The sequence below is a fragment of the Oceanobacillus sp. FSL K6-3682 genome, from assembly GCF_037976165.1.
In the GTDB taxonomy this organism is placed as follows: domain Bacteria; phylum Bacillota; class Bacilli; order Bacillales; family Amphibacillaceae; genus Oceanobacillus; species Oceanobacillus sojae.
On sequence record NZ_CP150263.1, the window covers coordinates 2,594,991 to 2,613,093 of the forward strand.

Annotated in this window: 18 protein-coding genes and 1 riboswitch; of the genes, 6 read left to right on the forward strand and 12 right to left on the reverse strand. The window is 38.2% G+C overall.

Translation table 11 applies throughout. The features are described 5' to 3' along the window. Nucleotides 1-31: 31 nt before the first annotated feature. The 8 genes from MHH51_RS12950 to MHH51_RS12985 all read right to left on the reverse strand — a co-directional run bounded on the left by MHH51_RS12950 (nucleotide 32) and on the right by MHH51_RS12985 (nucleotide 6,963). On the reverse strand, nucleotides 32-856 hold the full coding sequence (locus MHH51_RS12950) for a DUF1835 domain-containing protein (protein WP_339282265.1): 825 nt from the start codon (nucleotides 854-856) through the stop codon (nucleotides 32-34). 951 nt (nucleotides 857-1,807) lie between these two features. After that, the gene (gene queE, locus MHH51_RS12955; protein ID WP_339282266.1) at nucleotides 1,808-2,536 is read right to left on the reverse strand and encodes a 7-carboxy-7-deazaguanine synthase QueE; all 729 of its coding nucleotides are present in this window, start codon (nucleotides 2,534-2,536) and stop codon (nucleotides 1,808-1,810) included. Then, nucleotides 2,529-2,996, reverse strand: a complete 468-nt coding sequence (gene queD / locus MHH51_RS12960) for a 6-carboxytetrahydropterin synthase QueD (protein WP_156987516.1) — start codon at nucleotides 2,994-2,996, stop codon at nucleotides 2,529-2,531. Before queD ends, queE begins: the two co-directional genes overlap by 8 nt. Continuing rightward, the gene (queC, locus tag MHH51_RS12965) at nucleotides 2,996-3,670 is read right to left on the reverse strand and encodes a 7-cyano-7-deazaguanine synthase QueC (protein ID WP_339282267.1); all 675 of its coding nucleotides are present in this window, start codon (nucleotides 3,668-3,670) and stop codon (nucleotides 2,996-2,998) included. The genes queD and queC overlap by 1 nt, the downstream gene beginning before the upstream one ends. An 82-nt stretch (nucleotides 3,671-3,752) precedes the next feature. Then, a riboswitch (PreQ1 riboswitch) is annotated at nucleotides 3,753-3,798 on the reverse strand. 260 nt (nucleotides 3,799-4,058) lie between these two features. Then, nucleotides 4,059-4,532 carry a thioesterase family protein gene (locus MHH51_RS12970; RefSeq protein WP_339282268.1) on the reverse strand — a complete coding sequence of 158 codons (474 nt, stop codon included), beginning with the start codon at nucleotides 4,530-4,532 and terminating at the stop codon, nucleotides 4,059-4,061. Beyond that, nucleotides 4,519-5,487 carry a 3-hydroxyacyl-CoA dehydrogenase NAD-binding domain-containing protein gene (locus MHH51_RS12975; RefSeq protein ID WP_339282269.1) on the reverse strand — a complete coding sequence of 323 codons (969 nt, stop codon included), beginning with the start codon at nucleotides 5,485-5,487 and terminating at the stop codon, nucleotides 4,519-4,521. The genes MHH51_RS12970 and MHH51_RS12975 overlap by 14 nt, the downstream gene beginning before the upstream one ends. 10 nt (nucleotides 5,488-5,497) lie before the next feature. Then, complete coding sequence (locus MHH51_RS12980; RefSeq protein ID WP_339282270.1) at nucleotides 5,498-6,382, reverse strand: 3-keto-5-aminohexanoate cleavage protein; 885 nt, start codon at nucleotides 6,380-6,382, stop codon at nucleotides 5,498-5,500. Continuing rightward, nucleotides 6,379-6,963: a GbsR/MarR family transcriptional regulator gene (locus tag MHH51_RS12985; protein ID WP_339282271.1), complete on the reverse strand. Its 585-nt coding sequence runs from the start codon at nucleotides 6,961-6,963 to the stop codon at nucleotides 6,379-6,381. Before MHH51_RS12985 ends, MHH51_RS12980 begins: the two co-directional genes overlap by 4 nt. A 260-nt stretch (nucleotides 6,964-7,223) precedes the next feature. Between MHH51_RS12985 and MHH51_RS12990 the strand changes: the two genes are divergently transcribed. From MHH51_RS12990 to MHH51_RS13010, 5 genes are all read left to right on the forward strand, one after another. Continuing rightward, nucleotides 7,224-8,372: a betaine/proline/choline family ABC transporter ATP-binding protein gene (locus MHH51_RS12990; protein ID WP_156987524.1), complete on the forward strand. Its 1,149-nt coding sequence runs from the start codon at nucleotides 7,224-7,226 to the stop codon at nucleotides 8,370-8,372. Nucleotides 8,373-8,390: 18 nt separating this feature from the next. Beyond that, nucleotides 8,391-9,032, forward strand: coding sequence for an ABC transporter permease (locus MHH51_RS12995; RefSeq protein ID WP_156987526.1), 642 nt, complete (start codon nucleotides 8,391-8,393; stop codon nucleotides 9,030-9,032). A gap of 238 nt (nucleotides 9,033-9,270) precedes the next feature. Further along, entirely contained in the window at nucleotides 9,271-10,179 is a 909-nt protein-coding gene (locus MHH51_RS13000; RefSeq protein ID WP_147210485.1) for an osmoprotectant ABC transporter substrate-binding protein, read from the forward strand. Further along, nucleotides 10,179-10,823 carry an ABC transporter permease gene (locus tag MHH51_RS13005; protein WP_077601435.1) on the forward strand — a complete coding sequence of 215 codons (645 nt, stop codon included), beginning with the start codon at nucleotides 10,179-10,181 and terminating at the stop codon, nucleotides 10,821-10,823. Before MHH51_RS13000 ends, MHH51_RS13005 begins: the two co-directional genes overlap by 1 nt. A 286-nt stretch (nucleotides 10,824-11,109) precedes the next feature. Further along, nucleotides 11,110-12,495, forward strand: a complete 1,386-nt coding sequence (locus MHH51_RS13010) for an FAD-linked oxidase C-terminal domain-containing protein (protein WP_147210484.1) — start codon at nucleotides 11,110-11,112, stop codon at nucleotides 12,493-12,495. A 416-nt stretch (nucleotides 12,496-12,911) separates the two neighbouring features. On the opposite strand, the gene MHH51_RS13015 is transcribed toward MHH51_RS13010, so the two are convergent. From MHH51_RS13015 to MHH51_RS13030, 4 genes are all read right to left on the reverse strand, one after another. Further along, nucleotides 12,912-13,124: a hypothetical protein gene (locus tag MHH51_RS13015; RefSeq protein WP_339282272.1), complete on the reverse strand. Its 213-nt coding sequence runs from the start codon at nucleotides 13,122-13,124 to the stop codon at nucleotides 12,912-12,914. Nucleotides 13,125-13,187: 63 nt separating this feature from the next. Beyond that, nucleotides 13,188-13,514: a hypothetical protein gene (locus MHH51_RS13020; RefSeq protein ID WP_339282273.1), complete on the reverse strand. Its 327-nt coding sequence runs from the start codon at nucleotides 13,512-13,514 to the stop codon at nucleotides 13,188-13,190. A gap of 202 nt (nucleotides 13,515-13,716) precedes the next feature. Next, nucleotides 13,717-15,591 (reverse strand): serine hydrolase domain-containing protein, encoded by a 1,875-nt coding sequence (locus MHH51_RS13025; protein ID WP_339282274.1) that lies wholly within the window; start codon nucleotides 15,589-15,591, stop codon nucleotides 13,717-13,719. Nucleotides 15,592-15,913: 322 nt separating this feature from the next. Then, entirely contained in the window at nucleotides 15,914-16,306 is a 393-nt protein-coding gene (locus MHH51_RS13030; RefSeq protein ID WP_339282275.1) for a cytochrome c, read from the reverse strand. An 889-nt stretch (nucleotides 16,307-17,195) separates the two neighbouring features. Here MHH51_RS13030 and MHH51_RS13035 point away from each other — a divergent pair. Continuing rightward, on the forward strand, nucleotides 17,196-18,095 hold the full coding sequence (locus MHH51_RS13035) for an alpha/beta hydrolase (protein ID WP_339282276.1): 900 nt from the start codon (nucleotides 17,196-17,198) through the stop codon (nucleotides 18,093-18,095). The last annotated feature ends 8 nt before the right edge of the window (nucleotides 18,096-18,103 follow it).

The window sequence follows — 18,103 nt, forward strand, 5'->3', positions numbered from 1 at the left end:
CGTCTTTTGACAGGGGCATAGCTATGTAATTCTAAACTGATTTCAAGCCGTTTGTTTTTACCCTGTACATCCACATGGCTTGCAGACTTCCTTCATATATCAGATAACCAGCCTGGATAAGCGAACGGATCCGGTACTCAATCCATAAATCTGAAAAGAATTGATCAGACTTCGTTAATACGCCTCCAACTACTCTTGCTGCATTGATAAAGGTCGCTTCCTCTCCTTCTTGTTCCACACTTTTTATATATTCTATAATCAAGGTATCATCTCTTGTTTCTAATTCATCTATGATTTCCCCTTGCTTCCAGGAACGTACCAAACTGCCACGCTGAAGCAATTCTTTTCCCTCCTGCTCGAAAGTTTGCCGCATTTCTTTTGTTATGTATGAATATGAATGATTATAAAAATGGATTAGCTGTTTCGCATTACAATCACCCGTGGAAAGAATAGCAACTTCTATTTCTTTACCCCTCATATATTCCTGCATTGCGTCAGCGGTATTTACTACCCTCAGCTCCACATCTTTACCATTTAATAAATAGCAGCTGATTCGAAGGCCAATTTGCTCCGAGGTATTTTCACAGGTCCAAATGGTCAGTTTATCGCCATCTTTTATTTCTCCTAATTGCTTCAGCGCTTCTTGATAATCAGATTGATCTGCATGAAAGTTCTGCACCTCCTGAAAACAAGAAGCTTTCCAGGCAAAATGATCCTTGATGCCACAAGGCTGATGAATATTAGTAATTGGCCCTACTGAAAAATCAATTGGAAAGCTGATAATTTGATGATTTTTCTTACGGAATGCGTGCTTTAAAATGCCGGCTGCTGCACTTCCAAATATAAAGTGTTTCATATAATCAATCCTCCGCTAAGATCATTTTATCACAATGCACCATGCTTGATGGATAAGCAACTACATCTTCCATATTGAATAAAAATTCATAGTATAAGCAACCTTAATAACACATTTTACATAATAACAGCTTTTCTTTCTTTATTTCTATCATTTCAGCCAAGCGGACTCCTTCCTCAAAAATTTCATCGGATTTTAGGTGGGAGGTTTTAATACTTCATCCATGCAGATGTAAATGGCGCTGCAAATATTATGCGAAAAGTTTTCAAAGATGCGTCTCATCACAGCTTTTCCAATATCGGGGCTTTACGAAACCCGGTAACTTTGGTTGTAAGATAAAAGTAGTCTTAGGAGGCAAAGACCAATGGGATAGCGGGGTTGGGTGTTTTCAGCACACCGATGTGTCCACTCCACTGGAGGTTAATCGTCATCTTGAAATTCGACACCCCAGAAACCCCCACTTCCAATTTCAATAGAAATGAAGTGGCGGGAGTATTCATGAGGACGATTATTTTATTACTGAAGCATCTTTAGTTTTATCAGAAGCCAATATGCAAGACATCATTGAAATTGATGCAGCCGTTTCTTAGGTAGACGATTTAAAAACGGAAAATTATATTAAACACTTAGAGGGACTTGGACTGGAAATGGAATAGTTATGTTACTCATGTAGAAGTTTCTAATTTCTCTCTGCCTATAGGAGTTTTTAAAAATGAATACTTGAGAAGTCAGACTGACTTCTCAAGTATTATCAGAGTCTTACCATTGACCTGGATCAACTTTCTATTTTGTTAAAAGTAAAAATAACAGATTCTCTACAGAAATTTAACTTATGATAATGAACATGATTTTATAAATATGCCCGTAAAGATTTTTATACTTTTTCTCATAACAATAAAGGTGCTTTACCATAACAAATTATATTATTATCCGTGAAATTCCCTTTTTTTACTACACCCCACGTTTATTTCCCCAAACTAACGCATGCACCTGCGGCAGAACACGAACCCGATTCAACACTGTAGATGCCACTACTTCATTAATTAGCCATTCATACTTATTTAATAAATGCCGGGATAATTGCTGCGGCTCTGCTTCCTCTAAATCATCATTTCCTACCTGCATGAAAAAAGCAAGCTCCGGATAGCGCTGATGTACTTTTTCAGCATAATGAAGATCTTCTTTATCAAAAATTACAACCTTTAAGCTGGTATGTTTTAATCGTTCATTTGCTTTAAGTTGATGGATGATATCATCAAGCTTCTCCCAGTTTGTTTTCATATTAGAGCTTGGCGGTTTTGGAGAAATGGTCAGATCATCAATTTTCATAAACCAATCCTGATAACTACTCCCCTGTGTTTCCAGGGCGACCTCGATATTATTTTTCTGTAGCAAATCGATCAGGTTATCAATAGCAGATAACAAAGCTGGATTCCCGCCTGAAATCGTCACATGGTCAAATTGATTGCCGCCTATTTCTTTCAGCCGCTGCCAAATCTCTTCACTCGTCATCTGAACAATATCTTCTTTGGCGCTTCCATCCCATGTAAATGAGGAATCGCACCATGCACATCGATAATCACATCCAGCTGTCCTTACAAACATCGTCTTACGTCCCACTACCATTCCTTCCCCTTGAATCGTAGGTCCGAATATCTCTAAAACAGGTATTTTACGCATGATAAATCCACTCCCGTCTGGCCTCAGCATAACTCGTCGGCGTTTCAAACAGCCGGACAAGTTCTACTTTACAATCGTTAGGCAGGTCACGGATTGCTTCTTCCATTTGTTCAAAAATCCAGACGACCATATTTTCTGCAGTTGTATTCATTTTTGGTAATGTTTCATTTAAATAACGATGATCTAAAAATACTTCAATCTTGTCCTTCCAAATCTTTTTTATATCGGAGAAATCAATAACTAAGCCGATTTCATCAACAAAACCGCTGATACCGAATATAACTTTATAGGTATGCCCGTGAAGATTTTTACACTTTCCCTCATAACAATGAAGATGGTGTGCCGCATCGAATGTAAATTCTTTACTTACCATTACTCGTTTTTGATGGTAGGCTAAATGCTCTCTTTGAATATCTTCATCCAGTTTTTGCAGTTCTTCAACAATACGAAACCCGAACATTATTGATTCACCTCCTGCCTTCTTGCCAGATATTGATCTAACCCTCGCTGGCGCAATTGGCATGCCGGACACTCTCCGCACCCGGCCCCTCTTATTCCGTTATAGCAGGTTAGTGTTCTCTCTCTGATATAATCGAAGACTTGCAGCCCGTCCGCCATTTTCCATGTTTCTGCTTTGTCCAGCCACATTAATGGAGTGTGAATAACAAAATCTTCGTCCATTGACAAATTTAATGTGACATTTAAAGACTTAGTAAAGATATCACGGCAATCCGGATATCCGCTAAAATCTGTCTCACATACACCGGTAATAATATGCTTTGCATTGATTTGCTTAGCTAAAATTGCTGCAAATGAAAGAAACAGTAAATTTCTTCCCGGGACAAATGTATTTGGTAATTTTCCTTCCTCTTCGGCATTTTCCACTTCTATATCCGCCCTTGTCAGAGCATTAGGAGCTAATTGATTCAGTAATGACATATCCAGGATATGATGTCTCAACCCTTGCTCTTCAGCAATTTCCCTGGCGACTTCAATCTCCAGGCTATGACGTTGATTGTAATCAAAGGTCACTAATTCCACATGCTCAAACTTTTCTAATGCCCAAAATAAGCAGGTAGTGCTATCCTGGCCACCGCTAAATACAACTACTGCGCGCTTATTATTTTTTCCCATAAAAAAATCCCCTTTCCAATCTGAAAAAGAGAATCCTATACACCCAGAAAATATAAAAAACCATACCTAAGGCTCGGTATGGTTATCCTTAGTTTTTTATAGAGGGTGTTAGCTAGAACCTCTTCTACTTCGTTTCGTAGATTTTATTAATGTTGATTACAAATGGCAGTATAACATATTTTTCCTGATGATGTTACCATTTTTACAAATGTTGAATTATTTTTCAACAGCTAATACAGTCTTACAGCGAATGATATCTGTTCTTTCGGGCATAGCAAATGCTCCCTTTATCATCTGAGAGAATTTTAATTATTTCTCTGTTCACAATAAAGGGAGTATATATTACCTATGACAATACAAATATTTTTGTTTCAATCAAAAGTATATGTTATTTTTTCTCACGAATACCCATAAGTGTATTCGCTCCAGTAGGCCAATTCTCTTTTGGCAATCTAGGAAATTGATTAATCCGCACATCAACTGTATCTGGAAACGGCGCAGGGCGCCCTGATATCTGGTCCATTCCCATTACCATCTGTTCACTGGTTGCCACAGTCGTATTTTCTTCATTTTTCATTTCAAACCAAAGATGCATACGCTTTTCATCCTTGTTCAAAACAGTAACATTTGTATGCAGTTCTTCATTTTCATGTGCTTCTTTTAAATATTTAATATGCGCTTCCAGGGTAAATATAGTATAAGCGTTTGCTTTTCTTCCTTCTTCATCGAGTCCAATTTCATCCATCAAGGCATCCAGGCTGCGGCTGAAAATCAAAGCATAATATGCATCATTTAAATGGCCATTATAATCTACCCATTCGGGCAATACACGGCCCTTCCATATTTGCTTACTTTCTATCATAGGAAAGCAGCCTTTCTGCCGGCCAGAAACCTTCTTCCTCTAAAAGCCCCATCAGTTTAATCAAGAAGCGGTCACGACGATGCTCCAGATCTTCAATTGGTACATCTCCGCTTTGCTCTGCAGTTCCTGAAATAACTTTTTCACTTAATTCTTCGGTCAATTCTGGGGCTACCAAGCGAGTCCACGGAAGCTTCAAAGCAGGACCAAACTGTTCAAGCATGTGCTTCATACCGTCTTTACCACCAGCTAAATGAAGTGTCAAAAATGGTCCCATCAAAGCCCAGCGCAGACCAGGTCCATACACAATCGCCTTATCCACTTCTTCAGTTGTGGCAACGCCATCGTTGACAATATGAAGACCTTCACGCCAAATTGCTTCCATAAGCCGGTCACCAATATGACCATCAATTTCGCCTTTCATCACAAGCGGCTTCATATTCATGCTTTCATACATTTTTTCTGCTTTTTCCATGTAACTTCTTTCTGTTTGTTTGCCTCCAGCTATTTCTACCAGCGGTATTAAGTAAACTGGATTAAATGGATGTGCAACAATAACGCGTTCTGGATGGTGAGCACAGTCCTCCTGCAGTACTGAAGGCATATAACCGGAGGTACTGGATGCAATAATCGCTGTTGGTTTAGCTGCGGCATCGACTTGTACCAATACCTTTTTCTTCAACGCTTCCTGTTCTGGGACGTTTTCTTGTATCAAATCAGCTTCTTTTACAGCTTCTTCTAAGGTGTCATAAAAGCTGAGATTTTCCTTCGCTGCTTCATCACTTATTCCAAATTCTTCTAATGTTGTCCAAATTTCATCTATCATTTTTTCTGTTTTTTCTTTCGCGCCAGGAGCCGGATCAAAAGCATTGACTTTATGACCGCTTGCTAAAAAGCGGGCAATCCAGCCATTGCCGATAACTCCAGTTCCTAAAACTGCCATTGTTTTTTGTGCCATAGTTCACCTCTTAAGAATTAAATGTTTTCAGATTCAAATGCTCTCTCGCTTCTGCCGCTGTCATCGGCTCAAGTTTCACACTGTTTAAAATATTGACAGCTTGATCTACCAGCTGTTCATTTGTACCAAGTACACCTTTTTCTAAATATAGATTGTCTTCTAATCCAACACGGACATTCCCGCCAAGCAAAGCAGCCTGTGCAACAATCGGCAGCTGCATGCGGCCAATACCGAACGCCGACCAGTGGGATCCCCCGACAATACGTCTTTTCATATATTCGATTGTTTCTGAATCAGCATCAGCGCCCCATGGAATCCCAAGACAAAACTGATACATTGGTGTTCCTTCCACCAGCCCTTCAGAAATTAGTTGGTTGGCAAGGCGGATATGACCTGTATCAAATACTTCCAATTCGGCTTTTACACCACTCTCTTTAATCAGCTCGGCATGCTCGCGAAGCCAGTCTTCCGGTCCTAAATAAACCTGGTTACCAAAGTTCAGGCTGCCGCAATCCAATGTTGTGAGCTCCGGAAGCAATTTACCGACAGGCTCATGCCGCTCCTTCGGGGTCTGGATATCTGTCCCTGGCCCTCCTTGTGTCGGATTTTGAAGGTCAGGAACAAAATCTCCGCCCCCGCCAGCAGTAATATTAATAATCACATCTGTATCGGATTCACGAATTCGTTCTACAGTCTCTTTAAAAAGCTCTACATCGTGACTGAGCTTACCAGTCTTTGGGTCACGAACATGAATATGTGCAATTGCAGCACCTGCTTTTGCTGATTCAATAGCAGATTCCGCAATTTCTTTTGGTGTAACCGGGACATGTCTGCTTTTTTTTGTTGTATCTCCTGCACCAGTCAGTGCCGCAGTGATGATTCGTTTATTTTTCATTTTGCGCTTCCTCCTTCTTGTTCTGAGGAGACGATGGGTACATGGTTAAAAATCTCGCCACTTTCAAAAAATGCAACAAGATTATCAATCCAATTATAATAAGCATTCCATTCATCCAATTCCTGCTGTAATCTCTCCATTCGAACCTTTACATCTTCAGAAGAATCCTCCGTCAAGAAAGTTTCTAAATGACGAATTTGTTCTCTGAGACGGCGTTCTAAACTAGTATTACGTTTTACAACCTCTGACCAGTTACTTGTAAATAAGGAAATAAACGTCTGGGCATAGTCCCGTTCCACATTGTAATGATCCTTACGGCTGCCTTTAACGTATTCTTTCTCAGCGATATTAAGTGAAATCATCTGTCTCATGACTTGGCTCATTCTTGTTTTACTCATACCTGTTTCATCAGCCAATGAATCTAATGTCATCGCCTCTCGGTTCATATAAATAATGCCAAGCAAACGGCCGACTGTTGAAGATACGCCGAAAGTTTCCATATTATCCGCAATTCGATCTGTGAGAAGATCCTCGCAGGATTTAATTTCTTGAAGCAATTGATCGTTTGAAAATGATGCCATCGTCAAGCCCCCTTTTTCCTGTATATGTGCCACTTTAACATGAATCAAACAAAAATGAAAAAAGCAGATACTGTAGAAAACAGTCGTAAAATAAAGAAATTCTAAGATAAACCCTTCTGTATACTTTGTAAAGTTTAAATTGCACAGATTTTACGGTTTAAATCGCTATTTTCGGATTTTCATTTTTACCTGACTGTTTATTATACTGAGTAAGTCTGAAAGTTAGTTTTTTAACGGAATAAGCAATGGAGGTGCTTTGGATGCTAGAGTTTAAAGAAGTAACAAAACAGTTCGAAGGGAACGACTATCCTTCTGTTCATAAACTGAACCTAAAAATAGAACGTGGAGAGTTTGTCGTTTTTATTGGACCAAGCGGCTGTGGAAAAACAACAACAATGAAAATGATTAATAGGTTAATTGAGCCTTCCAGCGGAGAAATTCTTGTGGACGGAGTAAATGTTCTCAAGCAGAATGCTGTCCAGCTGCGACGATCCATTGGATATGTTATTCAGCAAATCGGATTAATGCCCCATATGACTGTAGGAGAAAATATATCTCTTGTAGGATCCCTTTTAAAATGGAATAAGGAAAAACAACAGAAACGGGCAAAAGAACTTATTTCTTTAGTTGACCTTCCAGAGGAATATTTAAATCGTTATCCTCATGAACTAAGCGGTGGACAGCAGCAGCGAATTGGTGTGCTGAGAGCTTTGGCTGTGAATCCCCCATTAATTTTAATGGACGAACCTTTTGGGGCACTAGACCCAATTACCCGTGACAGTTTACAGGAAGAGTTTAAAAAGCTTCAAAGGGAAATGGATAAAACAATCGTTTTTGTAACGCATGATATGGATGAAGCAATAAAACTCGCTGATAAGATCGTTATTATGAATAAGGGGGAAATCGTTCAAGCCGGTACCCCAGATGATATTCTGCGTCATCCAGCTAACGAATTTGTAGAAGACTTTATTGGAAAAGACCGGTTATTAGAAAGTCGCCCGGAGGTAACACGGGTCGAACAGATTATGAATCCGAATCCAATTACGATAGAAGAAGAAAGCAGTCTGAAAGAAGCGATTCAGAAAATGCATGCAAAGCGTGTGGACTCTCTGCTTGTAGTTGATGAGTCAGGAATTTTAAAAGGCTACGTCGATATCGAAATGATCGATTCAAATTATAAAAAGAAAAACCAGGTCTATGAAGTAATGGATACTGCAAAATATGCTGTTGATAAAAACAGCCTGCTCCGGGATACGATGTATCGTATGCTTCGCCGTGGCAGCAGTTACGTACCAGTTGTGACAGATAATAATAAGCTGGCGGGAATTGTAACAAGAGCAACACTTGCAGATATGGTATACAACACCATCTGGGGTGATGAAACAGCAGAAGGCAGTGCAATTGAATAATAAAGGAGGCAGCAGAGCATGCAGACAATGATGGATACACTCTCATCATATGGATGGGATTTGTTAGATAAAACGGGAGAGCATTTATACATCTCTATCGCCGCTATTGTTTTAGGCGTACTGGTTGCTGTTCCGCTGGGGATTTTACTGACACGGATACCAAGTAAAGCAGCAGACCGGTTTATATCTTTCGTAGGAATTTTGCAAACCGTCCCGAGTTTAGCTATTTTAGCTTTTTTAATGCCTTTTCTGGGCGTAGGCGTTGTACCTGCGATTATTGCTTTGTTTATTTATTCTGTACTCCCCATACTTAGAAATACGTACACCGGTGTTATGGAAGTAAATACAAGTTTAAAAGAAGCAGGAAAAGGCATGGGAATGAGTACCTTTGAGATTATTCGAAAAGTTGAACTGCCGCTGGCTTTACCTGTCATTATGTCCGGCATACGATTTGCAACAGTTTACCTGATTGGCTGGGCCACACTGGCAGCATTTATCGGCGGCGGCGGTTTAGGTGATCTCATTTTCGATGGTCTGAATCTGTATAAACCTGAACTTATTGTTCTCGGTACGGTTCCGGCAACGATTTTAGCTTTAATTGCTAATGGGTTATTATCACTCCTTGAAAAAGGATTAACGCCTAAAGCCTTGATAAAGTGAAACTTTATTCAGTGAGGTTTTTCTTAGCATTTCCCACTGACGTAAGGAACAAAGGCTAAGTTCGCGACATCGTGTCGCAACGCCTTTGTGACCTACATCCTGTAGCCCCGAACCAATCGGGCCGTTACTGGCTGTTTGATCTCCCACCTAGAAATTTCGAGTTTTCTCTATGTTAGGAGTGGGAGTCTTACAGCCAGTTACACTGCGAGAAAAACTGTATAAAAAGGAAGGATAATATATGAAGAAATTATTGCTGGTTCCCCTTCTTTCGGCACTTCTCCTTTCAGGATGCGCACTGCCTGGTCTCAGCGGTCCTTCAGAAAGTACCGTTCGAATTGCAACCTTAGATACGGTAGAATCCGAAATATGGGGCAATATTCTATCTCAGATGATCGAGCACTATACTGATTTAGATACGGAGTTAGTAACAAATTTAGGATCAACTATGGTCCTGCACCAAGCAATGATGCAGGATGAAGTAGATATTACCGCTACCAGATATACCGGCACAGATATTGCAGGTGTCTTAAATTATGAAGATATTACAGACCCTGAGGAAGCAATGGAAATTGTACAGCGGGAATTTGACGAAAAATTTAACCAGACATGGGGCGACTCCTACGGTTTTGAAAACAGTTATACCATTTCCGTTACACAGGAATTTGCAGATGAAAATGGAATTACACACGTAGATGATCTAAAGCCCTTCGCTGATGATATGAATTTTGGAGTGGATAACGCATGGGTAAATCGTTCAGGTGACGGCTATGAAGCTTTTACAGAGACACACTTTGCTTTTGGTAATGTTTATCCAATGGCAATTGGTCTAGTGTATGAAGCTGCGGCATCTGGGAATATGGATGCGGTACTTGGCTATTCCTCAGACGGAAGAATTGCCGCTTACGATTTAAAAGTACTGGACGATGACTTCTTCCCTCCTTATGATGCTTCTCCTGTAGCAAGAAATGAAATCCTGGAGAAAAATCCAGAGATTAAAGAAGTAATGGACAAGCTGAGCGACACAGTAACAACAGAAAATATGCAGGAAATGAACTACCAAGGTGACGTGGAATTAGTCAGCCCGGCAGCCATTGCCCGCGACTTCCTGGAAGAAAACAACTACTTCGAAGATAAGGAGGGCAAATAATGAGCATCTGGGAACAATTTACAACATACGTATCTCAAAATGGTTTTTACATTTGGACAGAATTTTACCGTCACTTTTTAATGGCTGCCTACGGTGTTCTTTTCGCTTCCATTGTTTCCATCCCAATTGGTGTTTTGATTGCCAGATATGGTAAGCTGAGCGGATGGGTGCTGACACTTGGAAGCATCATTCAAACCATTCCTGTATTAGGATTTATGGCTATTACCATGGTTGCGATGGGACTTGGAACAACAACCGTCATTACAACCGTTTTTTTCTATTCCCTATTGCCCATCATTCAAAATACCTATGTTGGAATAACCGGGGTCGACCAAACAGTGAAGGAAGCTGCTTATGCTTCTGGAATGACACGATTCCAACTGTTGTTCAAAGTAGAATTACCTCTAGCAGTCAGCGTTATGATGGCAGGAATCCGTACAGCACTTGTTGTCGGCATCGGTGTTGTAGCAATCGGAACGTTTGTTGGCGCAGGAGGTCTCGGCTCCATCATTGTACGAGGTACAAATGCAACGGATGGAACAGCTATTATTTTAGCTGGTGCTGTCCCTACAGCCTTGATGGCAATTGCAGCAGATTTAATTATGGGTAAAATCGAAAGAATGTTAAATCCGGTAAAGAATTAAGATAAGTAAAATGATAGGACCCTTTTAGTTAATATATAATTAGTTTTATTAATTATTAGACAGATACGAAAAATACCACCTGCTTAGTAAAATAAGCAAGTGGTATTTTGTTGTTTTAAATTATTCACTCCCCCTCTACGAGAAATTATCTTGTCAAAACTTAAAATTCTTTTACAATTATTGAATTAATTTGAAAAGCAATTATAATGAATATAATATATTAAAGTGTATATTTACTTTATATTCAAAATAATTTTCCATTCTAACGAAGGAAAGGAGCAAAAATATGGAACAAGTTATACAAGCATTAAGCACAAAATTATCAAGTGATCAAATATCCTCAAATGACACAGTGAAAGAACTACATAGTAAAGATGAAACCTATCATCAGACAAGCCTGCCTGATGTCGTCGTGTTTCCAAAATCAACAGAGGAAGTTTCGTTTATCATGGAGGTCGCCCAGAAATTTCAAACTCCGGTAACCCCTTTTGGAGTTGGTACCAGTTTAGAAGGACATGTTATCCCTTACCAAAACGGGCTTACGATTGATTTTTCATTAATGAATCAGATTCTGGAAATAAAAGAAAGTGATTTGCTTGTAAAAGTTCAGCCGGGAGTGACAAGAGAACAGCTGAATAAAGAGTTAAAAAAGTACGGTCTTTTTTTCACTGTAGACCCTGGTGCAAATGCAACTCTTGGTGGAATGGCAGCAACAAATGCAAGCGGTACCACAACTGTGAAATATGGGGTTATGCGTGATCAGGTTCGTGATATGGAAGTTGTGCTTGCAGATGGAAGTGTTATTCATACAGGAAACCTGGCAGCAAAATCCTCTTCTGGCTATCATTTAAACGGGCTTTTTATTGGTTCTGAAGGCACACTTGGCTGTTTTACCGAACTTACACTTCAGGTTTATGGAATACCGGAGCATATTGTTGCTGCCCGTGCTACTTTTCCAAGTCTTACTAACGCAATTGAAGCCGTAACCTCTATTTTACATGCAGGAATTCCAATCGCGAGAGTTGAGTTTGTTGATGAAGCTTCTGTAACACAAATTAATAAATTCAATGAGACAAATTATCCTATAAAGCCCACACTTTTCTTAGAATTTCACGGAAATGCATCTGGGTTGCAAGAAGATCTCGCATTTTCACAGGAGATTATGCAGGATCACGGCTGTGATAATTTCAGCTCGGAAACAGATAACGCTGCCCGCAACCATTTATGGGATGCCCGGCACAATCTAGCATATGCTTATATTCATGGTCATGTTGGTAAAAAAATGATGCTGACAGATGTTGCTGTTCCAATTTCTGAACTGGCAAATTCCGTGATTTATGCGGGTGAAGAATTAGAAAAGCTGAATATTCCTGGAGGCATTTTAGGACATGTCGGGGACGGAAATTTCCATTCATTAATTATGATCGATATGGAAAATGAAGAAGAAGTAAAAAAAGCAAAGCAATTTAATGAAAAAATTGTACGCTACGCATTAGAGCGCGGCGGAACCTGTACTGGTGAACACGGTGTAGGTATCGGAAAAAAACCTTATCAACGCCTGGAGCACGGTGCAGCACTTGATGTTATGGTAAATATTAAAAAAGCTTTAGATCCAAATAACATCCTAAATCCTGCTAAAATCGTAGATGTTGATAATAGAGTTAATCAATAAAAACATTTAAATCCGTTGAACTAGCACTCATAAAAACAGCTGAACGATCGTTCAAGCTGTTTTTTTTATAGATACCCGGCGCACGCATTAAAGTATTCATCCGGTTGGAGGTTTACGTACAAGCCCCAATATACCTGCGGTGATACAAAAGAAAGCTCCGATAATCGTTAAAGATATTTCTATGAATCTTTTTATATGAGCTAAAAATTAAAAGCTGTAGAAAAACATCCCTTCATTATTTTCATGTTACACGTCAATGAAAAGGAGGCTTCTTTATTTCTATAATTAACAGCTGTTATTCTTTATCTAAAATGGACCTTCCTCAGACACCATCATCTCAACAAACTGTTCCACATCTTCCAGCTCCTCTATTTTTATTAAAGGAATAGATAGTCTGTCAAAGAGTGGTTCTCCATTTACCGCAAAAAATCATCGAACATATAAACAGCTTTCGGTAAAACTTTTATTTTATCAAGAAGTTGGTAGATTGCCTGCTGAACACCTTCTGTATCGCAAACAGATTCTATTAAATCATAATGTAATACTTCCTCCGTTCCCCTATCAATAAGAACAAGAATATACGGGATAAAAGGTCTTGATTCAGGAGTTTTCTGAACTGGTTCGTTCATTTGAATAAAGGCCAGCTCTACTTCATTCCCATTTGCAGGCTATATTTTTTTCTTTGTCCGCCGTCACTCCAGTTCAGATATATCCAGCTTCAAAACAGGGTTCTGCAGAGCTTTTTCAATCAGCTCATCCATTGATAAAAGAGTTAATTCCCCATTTTCCTGAATAACAAGCAGGTTCTCTCCAAAGCTCGGAACCTTTTCAGACAGGTTTTCCGTATCAGAAAGAAAAGTATTCAACTTTAATTGAATATCCTTTAAAAGAAGGCTTTCTTTCTGGTTAATCATCCACGGCAATTGATCCGGTATCATGCTGACAAAAGGAGGCCATTGATATTTTCCGCGGTATTTTCTTCCGAGACATTTTATTAATTCATATTCTTCTCTATCCAAATCCTCCTGATTATCCAAAACTCAATTCTAACATTATTTTTCTTTGGACAAGATGCAAATATTTGATAGTATCTATCTCTTTCATAACGGGCATCAATTTTATTTTTGCAGATTGGAATTTCTTACCAGACAAATAAAAATAAGAGAATAAGCATGAACATAAATGCCTCTTCTCTTATTTACAGAAAACCGTTTAATGGGTTTATGAATACATCTGCCAAATAAACAGCCAGGCAATAAACAGTATGCTGCTGATACAGGTCAACAGATATCCGCCCTTCTGCCATTTCGATAACGGAGCTTTTTTCCAATATATAATTACCATAACAAGAGAAATCAAACTGGTTATAGTGAAACAATAAGTCCCTATAAAATGAAGAAACAACTCTGAATATGCCCGCATTGGATTAGCCAGCATCCGTACTATCAATAGTGCTATATTAACTGTCAAGGCTGTCCCTGAAAGCATCACCGCCCAGTTCCATTTCGCAGCAGCTGTTGTTTTATTCTTTCTTCTCCTTCGAAAAAATGCCAGCACTATTAAAACAAAAGGAGAAATCAGGAAGTACACTACAGACCAAATAAATAATACTAAGCTTACAAGCAGAAACGATTTACTTTTATCCATAGACACATAATCAGCATACACCGTTGAAATTTGCTCTGCTTCTCCATCATTCACATGAAAATACATAACATTGTTTTGTATAAAGATATCATTTCCGCTTTTCAACTTATATACATAAGGACTCGTTTGCATATAAGTTGCTTTAAAACCCGCCAGATCCAATTCAATCTCATTATCATTTATTGGCTCAACATGTAATGGAGCAAGATATGCATAAAGATTCATGAAACCATCATAAGTTCGGCGTGCAGTAAGGTAAGACCCTTCTACGTCAGAGGCTGGAGGAAGGTTTTCCTGTACTGCCTGATCTCCCCTCCCTACTAATTCATCTATCAGCCCAATTGAAAGATCTGTTTCATCAGCCTGATTAGTTAAAACAATAATAGCAAACTGATCCTCCGGAACTATCTGCATATTGCTGGAATAAGCAACTGTATTTCCACCATGCATCAGCCCTCTATACTCCCCGTCATATTCCCAAAAACCGTGAGCAAGTCCCGGGACGCCCTCCTTTGGAGAATAGCTTGTTGAAAATAGTTCAAAAAGTGTCCCCTTTTCCTGAAATAAAGAAGTATTTTCCGATTCAGGCGGCATCAAAGCCTGTACAAATTCCGCTAAATCTATCGCTGTTCCATTAATCCCTCCGCTTGGATACATGGAAATATAAAAAGGCTGTGATTCTGTAAAATTAGCACTATCCCCAGTTAAGTAACCCTTTCCTTTATGAAGCGCAATGTCTTGATTATCCTCAACAGGCAAATGCATAGTGGAATGATTCATTCCCAATTCTTCAAAAATATGCTCATCTACATATTCATAAAAAGGCTGTCCGGTAATTCCTTCGATAATATAAGCTGCTAAAGAAGTAGAATAATTAGAATAAGCAACAACCTTCCCAGGCTTATAGACCTGCTTCGGCTCTGCTAATTTCAAAGATTCCTCCAAAGACACCAGATGTTCTGGAGAGTCAAATAATAAATCAAAAATATACTCTTCAAAGCCCGCATTATGATGCATTAAGTTTAACATGGTAATGGGCTGCTCATCAAAATTTAATTTAGTCAGAAAATCTTCCGGCAAATAGCTGCGGATGTCCTCCTCCAAATCCAATTCTCCTTGTTCAGCAAGCTGCATGGCTGAGACCCAGACAAATAATTTGGCAATAGATCCCCACTCCAAAACTGTTATCTCTGGATCCATCGGGATTTGATTTTCTATATCTGAAAAACCATAACCTTTGGACAGGACAATCTGATTATCTTTAATAACTATAATTACTGCACCTGCCACAGTATTTCCTATGTATTCCTCTGCATAATCGTCTACAAACTCTTCCAGTTCTTCAATCGGGATACCAGATGGTGTTGTATTTTCTGCTGCTGAAAAAGTATTCGGAAAACATAAGCTTAATAAAAGTATATGGAGAAAAAAACAGCTTCTTTTTATCATTCTGTTACCCTTCTCTCTTCTTTTCATATACAATTTCTGTATTCATCATACCATTAAAGAGATATTTTTACAGTTATTATTTAAAAATTCTAATAACTTTTTAATGTTTTGATATTCTCACTCTCTGTTTTTAGGGAGGAGTTTTTAATGGTTATCCATTTAACATCCATCAAAAGGCAGATGCTTCATTATTCAATTTCATTCTTTTATGTAATTATTAATCAGCAAACAAAGTGCTCCCTTTATGCCACTAGAGAGTTTTTATTATTTCTCCGTCTGCTTAAAGGGAGCATCATAATGTATACTTATTTTTTATTACCTATTACTTATGTTCACTCAGCCACTTAGTAAGTTCATCCAGGTCATCACCCTCTAAATTCCCGAAGGCTGGCATTCCTCCATCTGTTCCATTTTCAACAATATCAGCAATTTCATTCTGAGAATATTTACTGCCGATTTCTGTTAAATCCGGACCTCCTCCTCCAGTCAGATCTTGGCCATGGCAGCCGGCACAATTGTTTTGAAATACTTCTTCTCCAGCTTCAACGCTGGCAAACTCAGAATCTTCATCTTCCTCAGTTTCTTCCACACCTGCAGACTCTGTCTCTCCCTCATCACCTGCGTTATCAGCGCTTTCATTATTGTCATCTCCTCCACAAGCTGCTAATACACACGCTAAACATAAGACCAATAATATGAGATAGAACTTTTTCATTATAAGTTTTCCCTTTTTAAATAATTTTATTTTCAATTTTCATACTACTCCTTTTATCTTTAAAAAACTATATATTTGCTTATATAGAATGATTCAAAAGACCTGAAAAAATATCTTTTAATAACAGCTTCTATGTGTTGTATTCTCGTAAGATTAATATATACTATTCCCTCCCTATCAGGAAAAGAATATATTTTTATTTATTTCACAAATAACAACAAGGTAAAATTAACTGTATATCTGCCAATTGAATAGAGCTTTCACTGTAAAAATTTTTAATCCCGATGATTTTAAGCCGATAAATTGATTATAATTACTGTAAACATAATTCTGTTTAAAGATGATAAATAATGAAGAAGCGTATATACTTGTAAGGTATTTAGATTTTACATCTTAACTAATACAATAAACACAAATATTTATATATTTATGTAAAGATTGCAGAATAAAAATTGGTATTACAGAAGTTTTGGAATGCAGTCATCTTCTTTTGTTTTATACTGAAAGGATGGCTTTTTAGTTTGTTTAAATAAAATTACATCAGATATTATTTGATCCATGCTAAGTCATCTGCTGGATATATAGGAATAATCAATACGTATGCGACGGCTTCCGTATGCTCAAAACATACTTTAACAATAAGATTGTCACAAGTAATGTTCAAAATGGGTTAAACATTATACATAAAATGAAACTTCAATCAAAACTTCAATCAAAACTTGACTAAAAAGTAGTCTTCATAAAGAATCTTGAACCAATCAGAGCATCCTGGACTGCCCTGCTCCCACTTAGAATTTTCAATTTTCCTTTCTTATTGAAGCGGAAGCCTTACACACAAGTTAAACTGCGATAAAATCGAACGATTAATGATATACAGGGGGAAGCAAATATGAGAAGTATTCAGAGCTGGTTCGCAGAACGTTTACTCACACGGTTGAGTAACAAAAATAATTTTACCAATCATAATTTATACGCTAAATTTTTAAAAGAAAAACAAATCAAAAATGAGAAGCCTTATGTCTTGCCAAAATTTATTCAAAGAAAGTTTGACATAAAAAAACAAAAGTTTGATGGAATGGACTATTATATCTTTAATCAAGAAAAAAATACTTCTGAAAAAGCTATACTCTATTTGCATGGAGGAGGATATATCGAACAGCCATCTGTATTCCACTGGCTTTTTCTTGGAAAAATAGCAAAAGAAACGAAAGCTACAATTTTCGTTCCAATCTACCCTAAAGCTCCCAACCATCAATATAATGAATCTTTTGATAAAGTTCTTCCGATATACGAATGGATTTTAAGAACATTTGGTAAGGATAATATTACCTTGATGGGCGACTCAGCCGGCGGAGGATTTGCATTAGCGTTAGCACAATTGCTCCTGGAAAAAAAGTTATCACAGCCCCGGCATATCATCTTAATTTCACCTTGGCTTGATATTACGATGAAAAATCCAGATGCTTCTGCGCTGGAACGCAAAGATCCAATGCTGGGTATTTATGGTTTAATTGAAATGGGGAAAGCATATGCAGGAGACACAAACCCAAATGATTATTTACTCAGCCCAATAAATGGAGAGATAAATGGATTGGGAGAAATTACTTTATTTGTCGGAACACATGAAGTTTTTTTACCTGACGCCAGAAAGTTCAGAGACAGACTGAAAGCGGGAGAAGTGAAAATAAATTATTTTGAATATCCAAAGATGAATCACATCTTTGTACTTTATCCTATACCCGAAGCAAAAAAAGCGACCAGAGAAATAGTGGAAATTATCAATAATTAACCATAACA